The 20,006-nt window shown below is 67.2% G+C and carries 17 protein-coding genes and 1 pseudogene; all 18 read left to right on the top strand.

Annotated elements, in window-relative coordinates:
* Positions 1–199: 199 nt before the first annotated feature.
* The 18 genes and pseudogenes from rpoB to rpsQ all read left to right on the top strand — a co-directional run bounded on the left by rpoB (position 200) and on the right by rpsQ (position 19,959).
* Complete coding sequence (gene rpoB, locus ACZ5BU_RS05485) at positions 200–3,682, top strand: DNA-directed RNA polymerase subunit beta (protein ID WP_465695748.1); 3,483 nt, start codon at positions 200–202, stop codon at positions 3,680–3,682.
* Positions 3,683–3,750: 68 nt separating this feature from the next.
* Complete coding sequence (locus ACZ5BU_RS05480) at positions 3,751–7,611, top strand: DNA-directed RNA polymerase subunit beta' (protein WP_465695747.1); 3,861 nt, start codon at positions 3,751–3,753, stop codon at positions 7,609–7,611.
* 142 nt (positions 7,612–7,753) lie between these two features.
* Positions 7,754–9,106, top strand: a complete 1,353-nt coding sequence (locus tag ACZ5BU_RS05475) for a nuclear transport factor 2 family protein (RefSeq protein ID WP_465695745.1) — start codon at positions 7,754–7,756, stop codon at positions 9,104–9,106.
* A gap of 574 nt (positions 9,107–9,680) precedes the next feature.
* Positions 9,681–10,055, top strand: coding sequence for a 30S ribosomal protein S12 (gene rpsL, locus ACZ5BU_RS05470; RefSeq protein ID WP_130384649.1), 375 nt, complete (start codon positions 9,681–9,683; stop codon positions 10,053–10,055).
* Positions 10,055–10,525: a 30S ribosomal protein S7 gene (gene rpsG / locus ACZ5BU_RS05465; RefSeq protein WP_131361025.1), complete on the top strand. Its 471-nt coding sequence runs from the start codon at positions 10,055–10,057 to the stop codon at positions 10,523–10,525. The genes rpsL and rpsG overlap by 1 nt, the downstream gene beginning before the upstream one ends.
* Positions 10,526–10,596: 71 nt before the next feature.
* On the top strand, positions 10,597–12,708 hold the full coding sequence (fusA, locus tag ACZ5BU_RS05460; protein WP_465695742.1) for an elongation factor G: 2,112 nt from the start codon (positions 10,597–10,599) through the stop codon (positions 12,706–12,708).
* A 74-nt stretch (positions 12,709–12,782) separates the two neighbouring features.
* Complete coding sequence (gene tuf, locus ACZ5BU_RS05455) at positions 12,783–13,976, top strand: elongation factor Tu (protein ID WP_465695741.1); 1,194 nt, start codon at positions 12,783–12,785, stop codon at positions 13,974–13,976.
* A gap of 351 nt (positions 13,977–14,327) precedes the next feature.
* A complete protein-coding gene (gene rpsJ / locus ACZ5BU_RS05450; protein ID WP_012923688.1) occupies positions 14,328–14,636 on the top strand; it encodes a 30S ribosomal protein S10 in 309 nt (102 codons plus the stop codon).
* 16 nt (positions 14,637–14,652) lie between these two features.
* Positions 14,653–15,309 (top strand): 50S ribosomal protein L3, encoded by a 657-nt coding sequence (rplC, locus tag ACZ5BU_RS05445; protein ID WP_465695739.1) that lies wholly within the window; start codon positions 14,653–14,655, stop codon positions 15,307–15,309.
* The gene (gene rplD, locus ACZ5BU_RS05440) at positions 15,306–15,998 is read left to right on the top strand and encodes a 50S ribosomal protein L4 (RefSeq protein WP_465695738.1); all 693 of its coding nucleotides are present in this window, start codon (positions 15,306–15,308) and stop codon (positions 15,996–15,998) included. Before rplC ends, rplD begins: the two co-directional genes overlap by 4 nt.
* Positions 15,995–16,300, top strand: a complete 306-nt coding sequence (gene rplW / locus ACZ5BU_RS05435) for a 50S ribosomal protein L23 (RefSeq protein WP_387653321.1) — start codon at positions 15,995–15,997, stop codon at positions 16,298–16,300. Before rplD ends, rplW begins: the two co-directional genes overlap by 4 nt.
* Positions 16,300–17,133 (top strand): 50S ribosomal protein L2, encoded by an 834-nt coding sequence (rplB, locus tag ACZ5BU_RS05430; RefSeq protein WP_465695737.1) that lies wholly within the window; start codon positions 16,300–16,302, stop codon positions 17,131–17,133. Before rplW ends, rplB begins: the two co-directional genes overlap by 1 nt.
* Positions 17,134–17,148: 15 nt before the next feature.
* The gene (gene rpsS, locus ACZ5BU_RS05425; RefSeq protein ID WP_130384641.1) at positions 17,149–17,430 is read left to right on the top strand and encodes a 30S ribosomal protein S19; all 282 of its coding nucleotides are present in this window, start codon (positions 17,149–17,151) and stop codon (positions 17,428–17,430) included.
* Positions 17,431–17,485: 55 nt separating this feature from the next.
* Positions 17,486–17,929: pseudogene (gene rplV, locus ACZ5BU_RS05420) on the top strand (50S ribosomal protein L22); the annotation flags it as partial.
* Between the two features lie 157 nt (positions 17,930–18,086).
* Positions 18,087–18,962 (top strand): 30S ribosomal protein S3, encoded by an 876-nt coding sequence (rpsC, locus tag ACZ5BU_RS05415; protein ID WP_465695735.1) that lies wholly within the window; start codon positions 18,087–18,089, stop codon positions 18,960–18,962.
* A gap of 3 nt (positions 18,963–18,965) precedes the next feature.
* The gene (gene rplP, locus ACZ5BU_RS05410; RefSeq protein ID WP_141854806.1) at positions 18,966–19,385 is read left to right on the top strand and encodes a 50S ribosomal protein L16; all 420 of its coding nucleotides are present in this window, start codon (positions 18,966–18,968) and stop codon (positions 19,383–19,385) included.
* Positions 19,385–19,663, top strand: a complete 279-nt coding sequence (gene rpmC, locus ACZ5BU_RS05405; protein WP_465695734.1) for a 50S ribosomal protein L29 — start codon at positions 19,385–19,387, stop codon at positions 19,661–19,663. The genes rplP and rpmC overlap by 1 nt, the downstream gene beginning before the upstream one ends.
* Positions 19,660–19,959, top strand: a complete 300-nt coding sequence (gene rpsQ / locus ACZ5BU_RS05400; RefSeq protein WP_465695732.1) for a 30S ribosomal protein S17 — start codon at positions 19,660–19,662, stop codon at positions 19,957–19,959. The genes rpmC and rpsQ overlap by 4 nt, the downstream gene beginning before the upstream one ends.
* Positions 19,960–20,006 lie beyond the last annotated feature (47 nt).

Raw genomic sequence — 20,006 nt, 5'->3', positions numbered from 1 at the left:
TCCCGGGTCGGTCCTTGACGGAGAGGGTGGTCCGACGGCAAACTGTTGGACCCCATTGGACAGGCTTGCCTGGATCATGTAGCCTATTGCTTTGCGCTGCCTTTCTCTCGCCTCTGCTCGGGTCTCCGACTTGACTGGGGCGGCTTGGCGTGCGCTCCCAGCACCGATGTGATTTTGCGAGCCCGTGGAAGGACGCCCCTTGGTCGCCTCGCGCAACCCCCAGTCCGACAGCATTTCCAACGTCACCGGCCCCCGCCGCATCTCCTTCGCAAAGATCTCCGAGCCGCTCCAGGTTCCGGATCTGCTTGCGCTTCAGGTGGACAGTTTCGACTGGCTGGTCGGCAACGAAACGTGGCAGGCCCGAGTGGCCGCCGCCGAGGCCGAGGGACGGTCGGACCTGTCCGGCCCCAGCGGCCTGGAAGAGATTTTCGAGGAGATCTCCCCGATCGAGGACTTCAGCGGCACCATGTCGCTGTCGTTCCGCGACCACCGCTTCGAGCCGCCGAAGAACACGGTCGACGAGTGCAAGGAACGGGACGTCACGTACTCCGCTCCGCTGTTCGTCACGGCCGAGTTCATGAACAACGAGACCGGCGAGATCAAGAGCCAGACCGTGTTCATGGGCGACTTCCCGCTGATGACCCGCAAGGGCACGTTCGTGATCAACGGCACCGAGCGTGTCGTGGTCTCGCAGCTCGTCCGGTCCCCCGGTGTGTACTTCGAGCGCACCCCGGACAAGACCTCGGACAAGGACATCTTCACCGCCAAGATCATCCCGTCGCGCGGCGCGTGGCTGGAGTTCGAGGTGGACAAGCGCGACATGGTCGGCGTCCGCCTCGACCGCAAGCGCAAGCAGAACGTCACCGTGCTGCTGAAGGCGCTCGGCTGGACCGACGCGCAGATCCTCGAGGAGTTCGGCGACTACGAGTCGATCCGCCTCACCCTGGAGAAGGACCACACCTCCGGGCAGGACGACGCGCTGCTGGACATCTACCGCAAGCTGCGTCCGGGTGAGCCGCCGACCCGCGAGGCCGCGCAGGCGCTGCTGGAGAACTACTACTTCAACGGCAAGCGCTACGACCTGGCCAAGGTCGGCCGCTACAAGATCAACAAGAAGCTCGGCCGGGACGAGGCGCACGACCAGGCGGTGCTGACTGTCGACGACATCGTCGCCACGATCAAGTACCTGGTCGCGCTGCACGAGGGCAAGACCGAGCTGCCGGCACCGCGCGGCGAGATCGTCGTCGAAGAGGACGACATCGACCACTTCGGCAACCGCCGGCTGCGTACCGTCGGTGAGCTGATCCAGAACCAGCTGCGCACCGGCCTGGCCCGGATGGAGCGCGTGGTCCGGGAGCGGATGACGACCCAGGACGTCGAGGCGATCACGCCGCAGACCCTGATCAACATCCGTCCGGTGGTGGCGGCGCTGAAGGAGTTCTTCGGGACCTCCCAGCTGTCGCAGTTCATGGACCAGACCAACCCGGTCGCGGGCCTGACCCACAAGCGCCGGCTGAACGCGCTCGGCCCGGGTGGGCTGAGCCGTGAGCGGGCCGGCTTCGAGGTCCGCGACGTGCACCCGTCCCACTACGGCCGGATGTGCCCGATCGAGACCCCGGAAGGCCCGAACATCGGCCTGATCGGTTCGCTCGCGTCGTACGGCCGGGTGAACGCGTTCGGCTTCGTCGAGACGCCGTACCGCAAGGTCGTCGAGGGCCAGGTCACCGACCAGGTCGACTACCTGACCGCGGACGAGGAGGACCGGTTCGTCATCGCGCAGGCGAACGCGGCGCTGAACGACGACAACCGGTTCGCCGAGGAGCGCGTGCTGGTCCGTCGCCGGCACGGTGAGGTCGAGCTGGTGCCGGTCGACGACGTGGACTACATGGACGTCTCGCCGCGCCAGATGGTGTCGGTGGCGACCGCGCTGATCCCGTTCCTCGAGCACGACGACGCCAACCGCGCGCTGATGGGTTCGAACATGCAGCGCCAGGCGGTGCCGCTGATCACCTCGGACGCCCCGCTGGTCGGTACCGGCATGGAGTTCCGCGGTGCGGTCGACGCCGGCGACGTGGTGGTGTCGGACAAGGCGGGTGTGGTCAAGGAGGTCTCGGCCGACCTGATCGAGATCGCCGCTGACGACGGCACGTACCAGACCTACCGGATGGCGAAGTTCCGCCGCTCGAACCAGGGCACCTGCATCAACCAGCGCCCGCTGGTCGACGCCGGGCAGCGGGTCGAGATCGGTACACCGCTGGCCGACGGTCCGTGCACCGACGAGGGCGAGATGGCCCTCGGCCGGAACATGCTGGTCGCGTTCATGACGTGGGAGGGCTACAACTACGAGGACGCGATCATCCTCAGCCAGCGCGTCGTGCAGCAGGACCTGCTGACCTCGATCCACATCGAGGAGCACGAGGTCGACGCCCGCGACACCAAGCTGGGTCCGGAGGAGATCACCCGGGACATCCCGAACGTCTCCGACGAGATGCTGTCCGACCTGGACGAGCGCGGCATCATCCGGATCGGCGCCGAGGTCACCACCGGTGACATCCTGGTCGGCAAGGTCACCCCGAAGGGCGAGACCGAGCTGACGCCGGAGGAGCGGCTGCTGCGCGCGATCTTCGGTGAGAAGGCGCGCGAGGTCCGCGACACGTCGCTGAAGGTGCCGCACGGCGAGGAGGGCACCGTCATCGGTGTCCGCGTCTTCGACCGCGACAACGGCGACGAGCTGCCGCCGGGCGTCAACCAGCTGGTCCGCGTCTACGTGGCCCAGAAGCGGAAGATCTCGGTCGGCGACAAGCTGGCCGGCCGGCACGGCAACAAGGGCGTCATCTCCAAGATCCTTCCGGTCGAGGACATGCCGTTCCTCGAGGACGGCACCCACGTCGACGTGATCCTGAACCCGCTGGGCGTGCCCGGCCGGATGAACGTCGGCCAGGTGCTGGAGACCCACCTCGGGTGGATCGCCTCCCGCGGCTGGGAGGTCGACCCGGAGAACGAGGAGGAGTGGGCGCAGCGGCTGATCAAGCTCGGTGCCGGTTCGGCCGAGCCGATGACGAACGTCGCCACCCCGGTCTTCGACGGCGCCACCGAGGAAGAGGTCACCGGCCTGCTGTCCTCGACGCTGCCGAACCGGGACGGTGTCCGGATGGTCAACGGCCAGGGCAAGGCCCGGCTGTTCGACGGCCGTTCGGGTGAGCCGTTCCCGGACCCGATCGGTGTCGGCTACATGTACATGCTGAAACTGCACCACCTGGTCGACGACAAGATCCACGCGCGCTCGACCGGTCCGTACTCGATGATCACCCAGCAGCCGCTGGGCGGTAAGGCCCAGTTCGGTGGCCAGCGCTTCGGCGAGATGGAGGTGTGGGCCCTGGAGGCCTACGGTGCCGCCTTCGCGCTGCAGGAACTGCTCACGATCAAGTCCGACGACGTCGTCGGGCGGGTCAAGGTGTACGAGGCGATCGTCAAGGGCGAGAACATCCCGGAGCCGGGTATCCCGGAGTCGTTCAAGGTTCTGGTCAAGGAAATGCAGTCCCTCTGCCTCAACGTCGAGGTGCTCTCGTCCGACGGAAGCCGGGTCGAGATGCGCGACAGCGAGGAGGACGTCTTCCGGGCGGCGGAGGAACTGGGCATCGACCTGTCCCGGCGCGAGCCGAACAGTGTCGAGGAGGTCTGAGCGGGTTGCCGCTTGACATCAACAACCAACCCACTCAGACCACTTTTAGCAACGGGAGATAACACATCGTGCTCGACGTGAACTTCTTCGACGAGCTTCGGATCGGCCTGGCCACCGCGGACGAGATCCGCCAGTGGTCTCACGGCGAGGTCAAGAAGCCGGAGACGATCAACTACCGGACCCTCAAGCCCGAGCGTGACGGTCTGTTCTGCGAGAAGATCTTCGGTCCCACCCGGGACTGGGAGTGCTACTGCGGCAAGTACAAGCGCGTTCGCTTCAAGGGCATCATCTGCGAGCGGTGTGGCGTCGAGGTCACCCGCTCCAAGGTGCGCCGCGAGCGGATGGGCCACATCGAGCTGGCCGCGCCGGTCACCCACATCTGGTACTTCAAGGGTGTCCCGTCGCGGCTCGGCTACCTGCTCGACCTCGCCCCGAAGGACCTGGAGAAGGTCATCTACTTCGCGGCGTACATGATCACCGACGTCGACGACGAGGCGCGGCACCGCGACCTGTCCTCGCTCGAGGGTCGCGTCGACGTCGAGCGCAAGCAGCTCGAGAACCGTCGTGACAACGACATCGAGACGCGGATGAAGAAGCTCGAGGAGGACCTGGCGCAGCTCGAGGCCGAGGGCGCCAAGGCCGACGTCCGCCGCAAGGTCAAGGAAGGCGCCGAGCGTGAGGTCAAGCAGCTGCGCGACCGCGCGCAGCGCGAGATCGACCGCCTCGACGAGGTCTGGACCCGGTTCAAGAACCTGAAGGTCCAGGACCTGGAGGGCGACGAGATCCTCTACCGCGCCATGAAGGAGCGGTTCGGCAAGTACTTCGAGGGCGCCATGGGTGCCGCCGCGATCCAGCGCCGGCTGGAGACCTTCGACCTGAAGGCCGAGGCGGACAACCTGCGCGAGACGATCAAGACCGGCAAGGGCCAGCGCAAGACGCGTGCCCTGAAGCGGCTCAAGGTCGTCACCGCGTTCCTGGCCACCAACAACAGCCCGATGGGCATGGTCCTGGACTGCGTCCCGGTCATCCCGCCGGACCTGCGTCCGATGGTCCAGCTCGACGGTGGCCGGTTCGCCACCTCGGACCTGAACGACCTGTACCGCCGGGTGATCAACCGGAACAACCGGCTCAAGCGGCTGCTCGACCTGGGCGCGCCGGAGATCATCGTCAACAACGAGAAGCGGATGCTGCAGGAGGCCGTCGACGCGCTGTTCGACAACGGCCGCCGTGGCCGTCCGGTCACCGGTCCGGGCAACCGGCCGCTGAAGTCGCTGTCCGACATGCTCAAGGGCAAGCAGGGCCGGTTCCGCCAGAACCTGCTCGGCAAGCGCGTCGACTACTCCGGCCGTTCGGTCATCGTGGTCGGCCCGCAGCTCAAGCTGCACCAGTGCGGTCTGCCGAAGGCGATGGCGCTGGAGCTGTTCAAGCCGTTCGTGATGAAGCGGCTGGTGGACCTCAACCACGCGCAGAACATCAAGTCCGCCAAGCGGATGGTCGAGCGCCAGCGCGCCCAGGTCTGGGACGTGCTGGAAGAGGTCATCACCGAGCACCCGGTCCTGCTGAACCGTGCACCAACCCTGCACCGGCTCGGCATCCAGGCGTTCGAGCCGCAGCTGATCGAGGGCAAGGCGATCCAGATCCACCCGCTCGTCTGCTCCGCGTTCAACGCGGACTTCGACGGTGACCAGATGGCGGTGCACCTGCCGCTGTCGGCCGAGGCGCAGGCCGAGGCCCGGATCCTGATGCTGTCGACGAACAACATCCTGAAGCCGGCCGACGGTCGTCCCGTCACCATGCCGACCCAGGACATGATCATCGGCATCTACTTCCTGACCATGCTGAAGGACGGCGTGAAGGGTGAGGGCCGGGCGTTCGGTTCGGTCGCCGAGGCGATCATGGCGTTCGACCACGGTGAGCTGTCGCTGCAGGCGAAGATCACGCTCCGGCTGAGCGGTTCGGCCGCTCCGGCGGACGCGACCGAGCTGGCCGGCGGTGGCTTCGGGCTGGAGACGACGCTGGGCCGTGCGCTGTTCAACGAGGCGCTGCCGGCGGACTACCCGTTCGTCGACACCGAGGTGGGCAAGAAGCAGCTCGGTGGGATCGTCAACGACCTGGCCGAGCGGTACACCAAGGTCGAGGTGGCGCACGCGCTGGACGCGCTGAAGGACCTGGGCTACTACTGGTCCACCCGGTCCGGTGTCACGGTGTCGATCGACGACTTCAGCACGCCGCCGAGCAAGCCCGAGATCATGGCCCGGTACGAGGCCCAGGCCGAGAAGGTCCAGAAGCAGTTCGAGCGGGGTCTGATCACCTCGTCCGAGCGGCGCCAGGAACTGATCGAGATCTGGACCGGCGCCAACGCCGAGGTCGGTAAGGCGATGGAGGAGAACTTCGCCAAGGACAACCCGATCTGGATGATGGTGCACTCCGGTGCCCGAGGCAACATGATGCAGATCCGGCAGATCTCCGGTATGCGTGGTCTGGTGGCCAACCCGAAGGGCGAGATCATCGCCCGGCCGATCAAGTCCAACTTCCGTGAGGGCCTGTCGGTGGTCGAGTACTTCATCGCCACCCACGGTGCCCGGAAGGGTCTGGCCGACACCGCGCTGCGGACCGCCGACTCGGGTTACCTGACCCGTCGTCTGGTGGACGTGTCGCAGGACGTGATCATCCGCGAGGAGGACTGCGGGACCGAGCGGGGCCTGCCGAAGAAGATCGGCGAGAAGGGCCCGGACGGCAAGGTCGTACACGCCGAGAACGTGGAGACCAGCGCCTACGCGCGGACCCTGGCGACCGACTCCTTCGACCCGGACGGCAACCTCGTCCTGGCCGCCGGCAGCGACCTGGGCGACGTCTCGATCGCCAAGCTGGTCGCGGCCGGTGTGGAGGAGGTCAAGGTCCGGTCGGTGCTCACCTGTGACGCCAAGACCGGTACCTGCGCCAAGTGCTACGGCCGTTCGCTGGCCACCGGTAAGCCGGTCGACATCGGTGAGGCGGTCGGCATCATCGCCGCCCAGTCCATCGGTGAGCCGGGTACCCAGCTGACCATGCGGACCTTCCACACCGGTGGTGTCGCGGGTGATGACATCACCCACGGTCTGCCGCGTGTGGTCGAGCTCTTCGAGGCTCGCCAGCCCAAGGGCAAGGCGCCGATCTCGGAGGCCGCCGGCCGGATCTCGATCGAGGACACCGACAAGAGCCGGAAGCTGGTGCTGACGCCGGACGACGGTTCCGAGGAGGTCGCCTACCCGGTCTCCAAGCGTGGCCGCCTGCTGATCGAGGAAGGTCAGCACGTCGAGGTCGGTCAGCAGCTGACGCAGGGTACGCCGGACCCGCAGGAGGTTCTGCGGATCCTGGGTGTCCGCAAGGCGCAGGAGCACCTGGTGGACGAGGTCCAGGAGGTGTACCGGTCGCAGGGTGTGGCCATCCACGACAAGCACATCGAGATCATCGTCCGGCAGATGCTGCGCCGGGTCACGGTGATCGAGTCGGGCGACGCCCAGCTGCTGCCGGGCGAGCTCGCGGACCGGGTCACCTTCGAGGCGGAGAACCGCCGCGTGGTGGCCGAGGGCGGTACGCCGGCCTCCGGGCGTCCGGTGCTGATGGGTATCACCAAGGCCTCGCTGGCCACCGAGTCGTGGCTGTCGGCCGCCTCCTTCCAGGAGACGACCCGGGTCCTGACCGAGGCCGCGATCCACGGCAAGTCCGACTCGCTGGTCGGTCTGAAGGAGAACGTCATCATCGGAAAGCTGATCCCGGCGGGTACCGGCATGGACCGTTACCGCAACATCCGGGTGGAGCCCACCGAGGAGGCGAAGGCCGCGATGTACTCGATGGTCGGCTACGAGTCGTACGACTACGACTTCGGCCCGTCCAGCGGTCAGTCGGTCCCGCTCGACGACTTCGACCTCGGTTCGTACCAGAACTGAGCCGAATCACCCCGCCGAGGGCGGTACTTCCCAACCCGGGAGGTGCCGCCCTCGCGGCGTTTACCGGCCGGTACGACGGGTGCCGGAAAAGACACTCGGGGTGGCGGCTGAAAGTGTGCCCGGGATAGGCCAAGATTGGTGCATGACGGATCTGCCGGCCTACCTGCGGCCTTTCGTCTTGGGGGTTCTGGAAGGTTCTGGCGTACGCGTCGATCGCCTGGGGGAGATCGACCTGTACCGTCCGCCCGGTACCGCCCGAGGCGGCGCAATTCTCTTCGTGCACGGGGGACCCGGACCGGACGGCCTCGAGGTGATGCCTCGGGACTGGCCGGTCTACAAGGGCTACGCGACCGCTGCCGCCAGGCGAGGCCTGGTGGCCGCAGTCGTCGACCACAGCCTGATCCACGGACTCGACCGCCTGGTCGTGGCCGCGGACGAGGTGGAGGCCGCGGTCGCCGTACTGCGTTCGGATCCACGGGTCGACCCCGATCGGGTCGGGTTGTGGTTCTTCTCGGGCGCCGGCCTGCTGGCCGGGGAGTGGCTGGACAGCCGCCCCGACTGGCTGCGCTTCGTGGCCCTGAGCTACCCGTTGCTCGCCACCCCGCCCGGTGTCGACGATCTGGTAACCGCTGCCGAAGTCATCGGCAAACACAAGGACCTGCCGGTGCTGCTGACAAGAGTCGGACTCGAGCGTGAGGAGCTCGCCGGTCCGGTAGCGGAGTTCGTCTCCGCGGGCGGTGCCGCGCTGGACATCATCGACGTACCGAAAGGGCACCACGGGTTCGACATGCTCGACCACACCGAAGAATCACGCGCCGCCGTGACCAAGGCTCTCGACTGGGCGATCGCCCACCTCGGCGAGCAGCCTGGCGACGACGGCAAGCTCCTCGTCCCACCACCACCTGCCAAGAAGAAGACCACCACTACCCGCCGTCCGGCCAAGACCGCCGTGGCCGCCGCGAAGGCACCTGCCGACCCCGCTACTCGGCAGATACCGACCGCACCTGCTGCTCGGCAGATACCGACCGCACCTGCCGAACCCGCTGCTCTGCGGGCACCGAAGGCCACTCCGGCACCGGTCACTCCCGCACCGGTCGCACCGGCCGTCCAGACCCCGGTCCAGGCGCCGCTCGTGGACCTGGGGGTGACGACCGTGGCCCCCGTCACCGGCGAGACCCCCGCTTCGCGGGTCGTCGGCCGGGAGCACGCGGCGTACGCCGTCCACGACCTGGAGGCGTTCCTGGCCAAGTACTCGCCGACCGCGCGGATCCTGCTCGCGAACGGCACCGAACTGAAGGGCCGCCGGTTCCTCCGCGAGTACTACCGCCCGCGCTTCGACGTCGGGCGCTGCAAGGCGGAGGTCGTCCAGCGGATCACCCTGGGGGAGTGGGTGGTGGAGCACGTGAACAGCTACGACGACGACGGATCCACCCCGCAGCTGGCCATCTACCGGGTCGTCGACGGCCTGATCACCGACGTCGAGTTCCGTTCCTGACCGACTCGTCCATCGCACCCAGTTCGAGCGTGCGGCCGCGGACCCCGCGGCCGCCCTCGGGTGGCATGAGACGGTCATCCAGCTGGTGGACCCCACCCAGGCGGGACCGGCGGCGGAGGAATCCGGGCTTGGCGGTCCCGCTGCCGGCGATCGCGACCGACGACGTGGAAGAGGTGTCCTGCTGCGGATGCCGGCCCGAGGTTCGCGCCTGTGGAAGCGTTTGCCAGGGCCGTGCCGACAGTCGAGGGTGATACCGCCGTCGCCGCCGATCTCCCGACCGGAGGGGTCACTCCGTAGGCCCTGTACACTGAAAGGGCGGAGGGCTCTCGATCGCGGCCGGTTACTCATTTTGACCGTGCTTGAGGCACCCGCTAGTCTTAACGATCGTGCCCGGGGTCTTTCCTGGGCCGTCATGCGTGCCCCTCGGTCAACGGGTCGGGCCGCGTGGCACGGGACTCCTGCCGACAGTCTGGAAGATTACGGCGTCGGTCTGCTCGTGCGCACGCGACACACCCGACCGCGGGGGTCAGGTGAAGCTACAAACCCAGCCGGACGACAGAAAGAGACCCACGCGGTGCCCACCATTAACCAGCTGGTCCGCAAGGGCCGCCAGGACAAGGTGTCCAAGAACAAGACGCCGGCCCTGAAGGGTTCCCCTCAGCGTCGTGGTGTGTGCACGCGCGTCTACACGACCACGCCGAAGAAGCCGAACTCGGCCCTTCGTAAGGTTGCCCGTGTCCGCCTGACCAGTGGTATCGAGGTCACCGCCTACATTCCGGGCGTCGGCCACAACCTGCAGGAGCACTCGATCGTGCTCGTCCGTGGCGGCCGTGTGAAGGACCTCCCGGGTGTCCGGTACAAGATCATCCGCGGTTCGCTCGACACCCAGGGTGTGAAGAACCGTAAGCAGGCTCGCAGCCTCTACGGCGCGAAGAAGGAGAAGAGCTAATGCCGCGCAAGGGCCCCGCCCCGAAGCGCCCGGTCATCATCGACCCGGTCTACAGTTCGCCGCTCGTCACCCAGTTGATCTCCAAGATCCTGGTCGACGGCAAGAAGCAGATCGCGCAGAGCATCGTCTACACCGCGCTCGAGGGCACTCGCACCAAGACCGGCACCGACCCGGTGATCACGCTGAAGCGTGCGCTGGACAACGTGAAGCCGAGCATCGAGGTGAAGAGCCGCCGCGTCGGTGGTGCGACCTACCAGGTGCCGATCGAGGTCAAGCCGGGCCGGTCGACCACCCTGGCGCTGCGCTGGCTGACGACGTACTCGCGGGCCCGTCGCGAGAAGACCATGTCCGAGCGGCTGATGAACGAGATCCTGGACGCGTCCAACGGTCTCGGTGCGTCGGTGAAGCGTCGCGAGGACACGCACAAGATGGCCGAAGCCAACAAGGCTTTCGCCCACTACCGCTGGTGATCCGGGGTCCGATCCGGACCCCAGCGCTCACCCTTTGACAGCAGTACAGAATCGAGAGGTAGACCACCGAGGTGGCCGTACAAATCACCACCGACCTGGCCAAGGTCCGCAACATCGGGATCATGGCCCACATCGACGCCGGCAAGACGACGACGACCGAGCGGATCCTCTTCTACACCGGTATCACTTACAAGATCGGTGAGGTCCACGACGGCGCCGCCACGATGGACTGGATGGAGCAGGAGCAGGAGCGCGGCATCACGATCACGTCCGCCGCGACGACCTGCACCTGGAAAGACCACACCATCAACATCATCGACACCCCCGGACACGTCGACTTCACCGTCGAGGTGGAGCGCTCGCTGCGCGTGCTGGACGGCGCGGTCGCGGTGTTCGACGGTGTGGCCGGTGTCGAGCCGCAGTCCGAGACCGTGTGGCGTCAGGCCGACCGGTACGGCGTACCCCGGATCTGCTTCGTCAACAAGCTGGACCGGACCGGCGCGGAGTTCATGCGCTGTGTCGACATGATCGTCGACCGGCTGGCCGCGGTGCCGCTGGTGCTGCAGCTGCCGATCGGGTCCGAGGCCGACTTCATCGGTGTCGTCGACCTGATCGGGATGCGCGCGCTGACCTGGCGCGGCGAGACCACGATGGGTGAGGACTACACCGTCGAGGAGATCCCGGCGTCGCACACCGAGATCGCTGCCGAGTGGCGCGACAAGCTGATCGAGACGCTGGCCGAGGCCGACGACGAGATCATGGAGCAGTACCTGGAGGGCGAGGAGCCGACCCAGGAGCAGCTCGTGGCGGGTATCCGCCGGGCGACCCTGGCGAGCAAGCTGACCCCGGTGCTGACCGGCACGGCGTTCAAGAACAAGGGCGTCCAGCCGCTGCTCGACGCGATCAACGCCTACCTACCGAGCCCGATCGACGTCCCGGCCATCGAGGGCCACGACGTCAAGGACCCGGAGCAGGTCGTGCTGCGCAAGCCGGCCGACGCCGAGCCGTTCTCGGCGCTGGCGTTCAAGATCGCGGCCGACCCGCACCTGGGCAAGCTGACCTTCATCCGGGTGTACTCCGGCAAGCTGGAGACCGGCACGCAGGTGCTGAACCCGACGAAGGGCCGCAAGGAGCGGATCGGCAAGATCTACCGGATGCACGCGAACAAGCGTGAGGAGATCGCGTCGATCGGCGCCGGCCACATCGTCGCCGTGATGGGCCTGAAGGACACCACCACCGGTGAGACCCTGTGCGACCCGGCCAAGCCGGTCGTGCTGGAGTCGATGCAGTTCCCGGCCCCGGTGATCTCGGTCGCCATCGAGCCGAAGTCGAAGGCCGACCAGGAGAAGCTGGGCGTCGCGATCCAGCGGCTCGCCGAGGAGGACCCGACCTTCCAGGTCCGGACCGACGAGGACACCGGCCAGACGATCATCGCCGGTATGGGCGAGCTGCACCTCGAGGTGCTGGTCGACCGGATGAAGCGCGAATTCCGGGTCGAGGCCAACGTCGGCAAGCCGCAGGTCGCCTACCGCGAGACGATCAAGAAGAAGGTCGAGAAGATCGACTACACGCACAAGAAGCAGACCGGTGGTTCGGGTCAGTTCGCACGCGTGATCATCGACATCGAGCCGACTTCGGTCGAGGCCGGTGGCGAGGGTGGCTACGAGTTCGTCAACGCCGTCACCGGTGGCCGCATCCCCCGGGAGTACATCCCGTCGGTGGACGAGGGCGCCCAGGAGGCGATGGAGTTCGGCGTACTGGCCGGCTACCCGATGGTGGACGTCAAGGTGACGCTGCAGGACGGCGCCTACCACGACGTCGACTCGTCCGAGCTCGCCTTCAAGATCGCCGGTTCGATGGCCTTCAAGGACGCCGCCCGGCGGGCGGATCCGGTCATCCTGGAGCCGATGTTCGCAGTCGAGGTCACCACCCCCGAGGACTACATGGGTGAAGTGATCGGCGACCTCAACTCCCGCCGTGGCCAGATCCAGTCGATGGACGAAGGCCCCGGAGGCAGCCGGGTCGTCAAGGCCCTGGTGCCGCTGTCGGAGATGTTCGGGTATGTCGGTGACCTGCGGTCGAAGACCCAGGGCCGCGCGTCGTACTCGATGCAGTTCGATTCCTACGCCGAGGTTCCGAAGAACGTGGCGGAAGAGATCATCAAGAAGGCCCGGGGCGAGTAACAACTCGTTCCTGGCCACCACACCCAAAGCGCGTCGGCGTACGGCGTAGTCAACATTTATCTAGGAGGGCCCCAGTGGCGAAGGCGAAGTTCGAGCGGACTAAGCCGCACGTCAACATCGGCACCATCGGTCACATCGACCACGGTAAGACCACTCTTACCGCGGCGATCACCAAGGTGCTGCACGACAAGTACCCGACGCTCAACGAGGCATCGGCCTTCGATCAGATCGACAAGGCGCCGGAAGAGCGTCAGCGCGGTATCACCATCTCCATCGCGCACGTCGAGTACCAGACCGAGGCCCGGCACTACGCCCACGTCGACTGCCCGGGTCACGCGGACTACATCAAGAACATGATCACCGGTGCGGCCCAGATGGACGGCGCGATCCTGGTCGTTGCCGCCACCGACGGCCCGATGCCGCAGACGCGTGAGCACGTGCTGCTCGCCCGCCAGGTCGGCGTGCCGGCCATGGTGGTCGCGCTGAACAAGTGCGACATGGTCGACGACGAGGAGATCCTGGAGCTCGTCGAGCTCGAGGTCCGCGAGCTGCTCTCGGAGCAGGAGTTCGACGGCGACAACGCGCCGATCGTCCGGGTCGCCGCTCACCCGGCGCTGCAGGGCGACGCCAAGTGGGGCGAGACGATTCTCGAGCTCATGAACGCGGTCGACGAGTACATCCCGCAGCCGGAGCGCGAGATCGACAAGCCGTTCCTGATGCCGGTGGAGGACGTCTTCACCATCACCGGTCGCGGTACGGTCGTCACCGGCCGGATCGAGCGCGGTGTCATCAAGGTCAACGAGACCGTCGACATCGTCGGCATCCACGAGACCAAGCTGACCAGCACGGTCACCGGCATCGAGATGTTCCGCAAGCTCCTCGACGAGGGCCAGGCCGGTGAGAACGTCGGTCTGCTGCTTCGTGGCACCAAGCGCGAAGAGGTCGAGCGCGGCATGGTCGTCATCAAGCCGGGCACCACGACGCCGCACACGAACTTCGAGGCGTCGGTCTACATCCTTTCCAAGGAGGAGGGCGGCCGTCACACGCCGTTCTTCCAGAACTACCGCCCGCAGTTCTACTTCCGTACCACCGACGTCACCGGTGTCGTCACGCTGCCCGAGGGCACCGAGATGGTCATGCCGGGCGACAACACCGACATGACGGTCGAGCTGATCCAGCCGATCGCCATGGAGGACGGTCTGAAGTTCGCGATCCGGGAGGGTGGCCGCACCGTCGGCGCCGGCCGGGTCACCAAGATCATCAAGTGATCTCATGAGGTCCGCGCGGGCTCTCCCGCGCGGACCTCTGCTTTACGCCCGATCCGGCGCTCAGGTGGTACCGGATCGGGCCGTGAGGCCCCCGATTGGCGTTCCGGCGCCGATCTCTGGCACAATATTCAGGTTGCTCAGGCTAGGCCGCCGGGGTGCGCCCCAGATCTTCTTGATCTGGCTGGTGCGCCGGACCGGAGACCATGCCGAGGTTCCGGTCCGAGACCGGGGCCCCGATCTCCACCCCAGGTGAAAAACGGTGAGTCACGCGCGTGCCGCGTACGCGACACACCCGACCGCGGGGGTCGGAGCAACAGCCCGAAAGACGATAGAGAAGGACGAAGCGAAGCGATGGCGGGACAGAAGATCCGCATCCGGCTGAAGGCCTACGACCACGAGGTCATCGACAGCTCGGCACGCAAGATTGTCGACACGGTGACGCGTACTGGTGCGAAGGTTGCTGGCCCGGTGCCGTTGCCGACGGAAAAGAACGTGTTCTGCGTCATCCGCTCGCCGCACAAGTACAAGGACAGCCGCGAGCACTTCGAGATGCGCACCCACAAGCGGCTCATCGACATCATCGACCCCACGCCGAAGACCGTCGACTCGCTGATGCGTCTCGACCTGCCGGCCGGTGTCGACATCGAGATCAAGCTCTGAGGACGCGGAAAGACCAATGAGCAACGTGAAGAACACGCGCGGTCTGCTGGGCACCAAGCTCGGCATGACCCAGACCTGGGACGAGAACAACCGAGTCGTCCCCGTCACCGTGATCCAGGCCGGCCCCTGCGTCGTCACCGGCGTCCGTACCTCGGACCGCGACGGCTACGACGGCGTCCAGATCGCCTTCGGCGACATCGACCCCCGCAAGGTGACCAAGCCCATGCGCGGCCACTTCGACAAGGCCGGCGTGACGCCGCGGCGCCACCTGCTGGAGCTGCGCACCGCCGACGCCAGCGAGTACACCCTGGGCCAGGAGATCAAGGCCGAGGCCTTCGCGGCCGGTGAGCGGGTCGACGTCTCCGCGACCAGCAAGGGCAAGGGCTTCGCCGGTGTGATGAAGCGGCACGGCTTCCACGGTCTGCGCGCCACCCACGGTGTGCACAAGAAGCACCGCTCGCCGGGTTCCATCGGCGGCTGCGCCACCCCGGGCCGGGTCTTCAAGGGCCTGCGGATGGCGGGCCGGATGGGCCACGAGCAGGTCACCACCCAGAACATCAGCGTGCACGCGATCGACACCGAGCGCGGCCTGATCCTGCTCAAGGGCGCCGTACCCGGCCCCAAGGGCGGCCTGGTGCTGATCCGCAACGCCGCGAAGGGAGCTGCCAAGTGAGCACCGTCGACGTCGTCGTCGTCAAGGGCGACAAGGTCAGCAAGAAGGGTTCCGCCGAGCTTCCGGCCGAGCTGTTCGACGTCCAGGTGAACGTGCCGCTGATCCACCAGGTCGTGGTGGCCCAGCTGGCCGCGGCCCGTCAGGGTACGCACAAGGCGAAGTCCCGGGGCGAGGTGTCCGGCGGTGGCGCCAAGCCGTACCGCCAGAAGGGCACCGGTCGCGCCCGCCAGGGCTCGACCCGCGCGCCGCAGTTCACCGGTGGTGGCGTCGTCCACGGCCCGGTGCCGCGCGACTACAGCCAGCGGACCCCGAAGAAGATGATCGCCGCCGCGCTCCGCGGCTCGCTGTCGGACCGGGCCCGTGACGGCCGCGTGTTCGTCGTCGAGAGCTTCGTGGACGGCGACAAGCCCTCCACCAAGTCGGCGCTCAAGGTGCTCGCCGAGGTCACCGACCCGGGCAAGGCGCTGGTCGTGGTCGACCGCGCCGACGAGCTCACCTGGCTGAGCCTGCGCAACGTGCAGCACGTGCACCTGATCGCGGCCGACCAGCTGAACGCGTACGACGTGCTGTGCAGCGACGCGGTCGTGTTCACCAAGAGCGCGCTCGACTCGTTCGTCGCCGGCGCGCCCAAGGGCAAGTCCGTCAAGGCCGTCGCCACGTCGACCGAGGCCGAGGAGGTAGAAGCATGAGCCACGGAATCAACAAGGACCCGCGGGACGTGCTGCTCCGGCCGGTCGTCAGCGAGAAGAGCTACGGCCTGCTCGACGAGCAGAAGTACACGTTCGAGGTCGCCCCGGACGCCAACAAGACCGAGATCAAGCTCGCGGTCGAGAAGGTGTTCAAGGTCAAGGTGACCGACGTCAACACGCTGAACCGCAAGGGCAAGCGCCGCCGCACGCGTGCGGGCTGGGGCAAGCGCCCCGACACCAAGCGGGCGATCGTGACCCTCAAGGGTGACGACCGCATCGATATCTTCGGAGGCCAGTCGTAATGGGAATCCGCAAGTACAAGCCGACGACCCCGGGCCGCCGTGGCTCGAGTGTGGCCGACTTCGTCGAGCTCACCCGTTCGACCCCCGAGAAGTCACTGCTGCGTCCGCTCCCGAAGAAGGGCGGCCGGAACAGCTCCGGCAAGATCACCACCCGGCACCACGGTGGCGGTCACAAGCGGGCGTACCGGCTGATCGACTTCAAGCGCTACGACAAGGACGGCGTGCCGGCCAAGGTCGCGCACATCGAGTACGACCCGAACCGGACCGCGCGGATCGCGCTGCTGCACTACGTGGACGGCGAGAAGCGCTACATCCTCGCCCCGTCCAACCTGCAGCAGGGCACGGTCGTCGAGAACGGCCCGGCCGCCGACATCAAGATCGGCAACAACCTGCCGCTGCGCAACATCCCGGTCGGTTCCACCATCCACGCGGTCGAGCTGCGGCCGGGCGGTGGCGCCAAGATGGGCCGCTCCGCCGGTGCCAGCATCCAGCTGGTCGCGAAGGAAGGCCGGATGGCCACCCTGCGGATGCCGTCCGGCGAGGTCCGGATGGTCGACGTGCGCTGCCGCGCCACCCTCGGTGAGGTCGGCAACGGCGAGCAGTCGAACATCAACTGGGGCAAGGCGGGCCGGATGCGCTGGAAGGGCAAGCGCCCGACCGTCCGCGGTGTCGCGATGAACCCGGTCGACCACCCGCACGGTGGTGGTGAGGGTAAGACCTCGGGTGGTCGCCACCCGGTGTCCCCGTGGGGCCAGCCGGAAGGCCGGACCCGCACCCGCAAGGAAAGCGACCGAATGATCGTCCGGCGCCGCAAGGCCGGCAAGAAGCGCTGATAGGGAGCCGGCCACATGCCACGCAGCCTCAAGAAGGGCCCGTTCGTCGACCACCACCTGGCCAAGAAGGTGGAGGTGCAGAACGAGAAGGGCACCAAGAACGTCATCAAGACCTGGTCCCGCCGATCGATGATCGTGCCGGACATGATCGGCCACACGATTGCGGTGCACGACGGCCGCAAGCACGTGCCGGTGTTCGTGACGGACTCGATGGTCGGGCACAAGCTCGGCGAGTTCGCCCCGACCCGGACGTTCAAGGGTCACGAGAAGGACGACCGGAAGTCACGGCGTCGCTGATCCCGCCAGGGACCAGTGACGAAGCGAAAGCAATCTACGGAGAGATTCGAACATCATGAGCGTTCAAGAGCGTAGGGCGATCAGCGCCCGTCGCGAGAGCCTGCTGGGCGAGCAGCCCGGGGCCTTCGCGGTCGCGCGCTTCGTCCGCGTGACGCCGATGAAGGCGCGCCGCGTGGTCGACCTGGTGCGCGGTCTGGGCGTCGACGACGCACTCGCCACTCTGAAGTTCGCCCCGCAGGCCGCTGCCGCGACCGTGTACAAGGTCGTCGACAGCGCCGCGGCGAACGCCGAGGGCACCGAACACCTGAACCGGGCCGACCTGATCGTGGTCAAGGCCTACGTGGACGAGGGTCCGACGCTGAAGCGTCACCGCCCGCGTGCACAGGGCCGGGCCACCCGGATCGACAAGCGGACCAGCCACATCACCGTGGTCGTCGGCCCGCGTGAGACCGACGAGCCCGCCGAGAAGGCGCCGGCCAAGAAGGCGGCCGCCAAGAAGACCGCTGACGCGGCGGACAAGGCCACCAAGGCCCCGGCGAAGAAGGCCGCCAAGAAGGCAGCCGCGCCTGCCGAGGACGCGGCCGACAAGCCGGCCAAGAAGGCGACCGCGAAGAAGGCCGCCAAGAAGGCCACCGCTGAGAAGAAGGAGTCCTGACGTGGGACAGAAGGTTAACCCGCACGGGTTCCGTCTCGGCATCAGCACCGACCACAAGAGCCGTTGGTACGCCGACAAGCTGTACAAGGACTACGTGGGCGAGGACGTCAAGATCCGCCGCCTGCTGAGCAAGGGCATGGAGCGCGCCGGCATCTCCCGCGTGGAGATCGAGCGCACCCGTGACCGGGTCCGGGTCGACATCCACACCGCTCGTCCGGGCATCGTCATCGGTCGCCGTGGCGCCGAGGCGGACCGGATCCGGGGCAGCCTGGAGGAGCTCACCGGCAAGCAGGTGCAGCTGAACATCCTCGAGGTGAAGAACGCCGAGGTCGACGCCCAGCTGGTCGCACAGGGTGTGGCCGAGCAGCTGTCCGGCCGCGTGGCGTTCCGCCGCGCGATGCGCAAGGCGATGCAGACCACCATGCGTGGCGGCGCCCTGGGCATCCGGATCCAGTGCTCCGGCCGGCTCGGTGGCGCGGAAATGTCGCGGTCGGAGTTCTACCGCGAGGGCCGCGTCCCGCTGCACACGCTGCGGGCCGACATCGACTACGGCTTCTACGAGGCCCGGACCACCTTCGGCCGGATCGGCGTGAAGGTCTGGATCTACAAGGGCGACGTGGCCGGCACCCGCGCGGAGCGCGAGGCGCAGGCCGCTGCCCGCGCCGCGACGCAGCAGCGTGGCCGTCCGGCCCGCCGTGACGGTGGCGACCGCGGTGACCGTGGCGGTCGTGGTGGTGACCGGGGTGGCCGTGGTGGCGACCGTGGTGGCCGTGGCGACAACCGTCGGGACGCGCGCAACGACAACGCAGCCCCGGCTGCCGAGGCAACCGCGCCGGCTGCTGACAAGGCGACCGAGACGACCGGAACGGAGAGCTGACCGATGCTCATCCCCCGCAAGGTCAAGCACCGCAAGCAGCACCACCCGACGCGCTCCGGCGCGGCCAAGGGTGGTACCTCGCTCGCCTTCGGTGAGTTCGGCATCCAGGCCCTGGAGAGCCACTACGTCACCAACCGGCAGATCGAGGCCGCTCGTATCGCGATGACCCGGCACATCAAGCGTGGCGGCAAGGTGTGGATCAACATCTACCCGGACCGCCCGCTGACCAAGAAGCCGGCCGAGACCCGGATGGGTTCCGGTAAGGGTTCGCCGGAATGGTGGATCGCCAACGTGAAGGCCGGTCGAGTGATGTTCGAGCTCTCCGGCGTTCCGGAGGAGATCGCTCGCGAGGCGATGCGCCGCGCGATCCACAAGTTGCCGATGAAGTGCCGCTTCATCACCCGAGAGGCAGGTGAGAACTGATGGCTACCCTGACCGCCGCCGAGCTGCGGAACCTGGGCCGGGACGAGCTGATGACCAAGCTCGGTGAAGCCAAGGAGGAGCTGTTCAACCTCCGGTTCCAGGCTGCCACGGGCCAGCTGGAGTCCCACGGCCGGCTGCGCGCCGTCCGCAAGGACATCGCCCGCATCTACACCGTCCTGTCGGAGCGCGCGCTCGGTATCACCGAAGACGTCGACGCTTCGATCGAGGCGGCCGAGGCCGCGGACGCTGCGGACGACAGTGAGAAGGCGAACGCATGACCGAGAACGTGAAGGACGAGACCGTGAGCACGACCCCCGCCGAGGCGCGAGGCCGCCGGAAGACCCGTGAGGGCCTGGTGCTGAGCGACAAGATGGACAAGACCGTCGTGGTCGAGGTCGAGGACCGGGTGAAGCACCACCTGTACGGCAAGGTCATCCGCCGGACCAGCAAGCTCAAGGCCCACGACGAGCAGAACGCCGCCGGCATCGGCGACCGCGTCCTCCTGATGGAGACCCGGCCGCTGTCGGCGACCAAGCGCTGGCGCGTCGTCGAGATCCTCGAGAAGGCCAAGTAGCTGTTCCCGGTCGCAAGATCGGCAACCAATTCGAAATTATTCGTTCC

It is taken from the genome of Kribbella sp. NPDC031520, assembly GCF_055580825.1.
The sequence above is the reverse complement of the archived record's forward strand: the minus strand, read 5'-3'. Positions and strand labels throughout refer to the sequence as shown.

Coding starts and splice junctions, on each gene's coding strand:
- ACZ5BU_RS05475 (WP_465695745.1), top strand. CDS start 7,754: ATGACGGATCTGCCGGCCTACCTGCGGCCTTTCGTCTTGGGGGTTCTG.
- rpsG (WP_131361025.1), top strand. CDS start 10,055: ATGCCGCGCAAGGGCCCCGCCCCGAAGCGCCCGGTCATCATCGACCCG.
- rpsJ (WP_012923688.1), top strand. CDS start 14,328: ATGGCGGGACAGAAGATCCGCATCCGGCTGAAGGCCTACGACCACGAG.
- rplC (WP_465695739.1), top strand. CDS start 14,653: ATGAGCAACGTGAAGAACACGCGCGGTCTGCTGGGCACCAAGCTCGGC.
- rplW (WP_387653321.1), top strand. CDS start 15,995: ATGAGCCACGGAATCAACAAGGACCCGCGGGACGTGCTGCTCCGGCCG.
- rplB (WP_465695737.1), top strand. CDS start 16,300: ATGGGAATCCGCAAGTACAAGCCGACGACCCCGGGCCGCCGTGGCTCG.
- rpsS (WP_130384641.1), top strand. CDS start 17,149: ATGCCACGCAGCCTCAAGAAGGGCCCGTTCGTCGACCACCACCTGGCC.
- rplP (WP_141854806.1), top strand. CDS start 18,966: ATGCTCATCCCCCGCAAGGTCAAGCACCGCAAGCAGCACCACCCGACG.
- rpmC (WP_465695734.1), top strand. CDS start 19,385: ATGGCTACCCTGACCGCCGCCGAGCTGCGGAACCTGGGCCGGGACGAG.
- rpsQ (WP_465695732.1), top strand. CDS start 19,660: ATGACCGAGAACGTGAAGGACGAGACCGTGAGCACGACCCCCGCCGAG.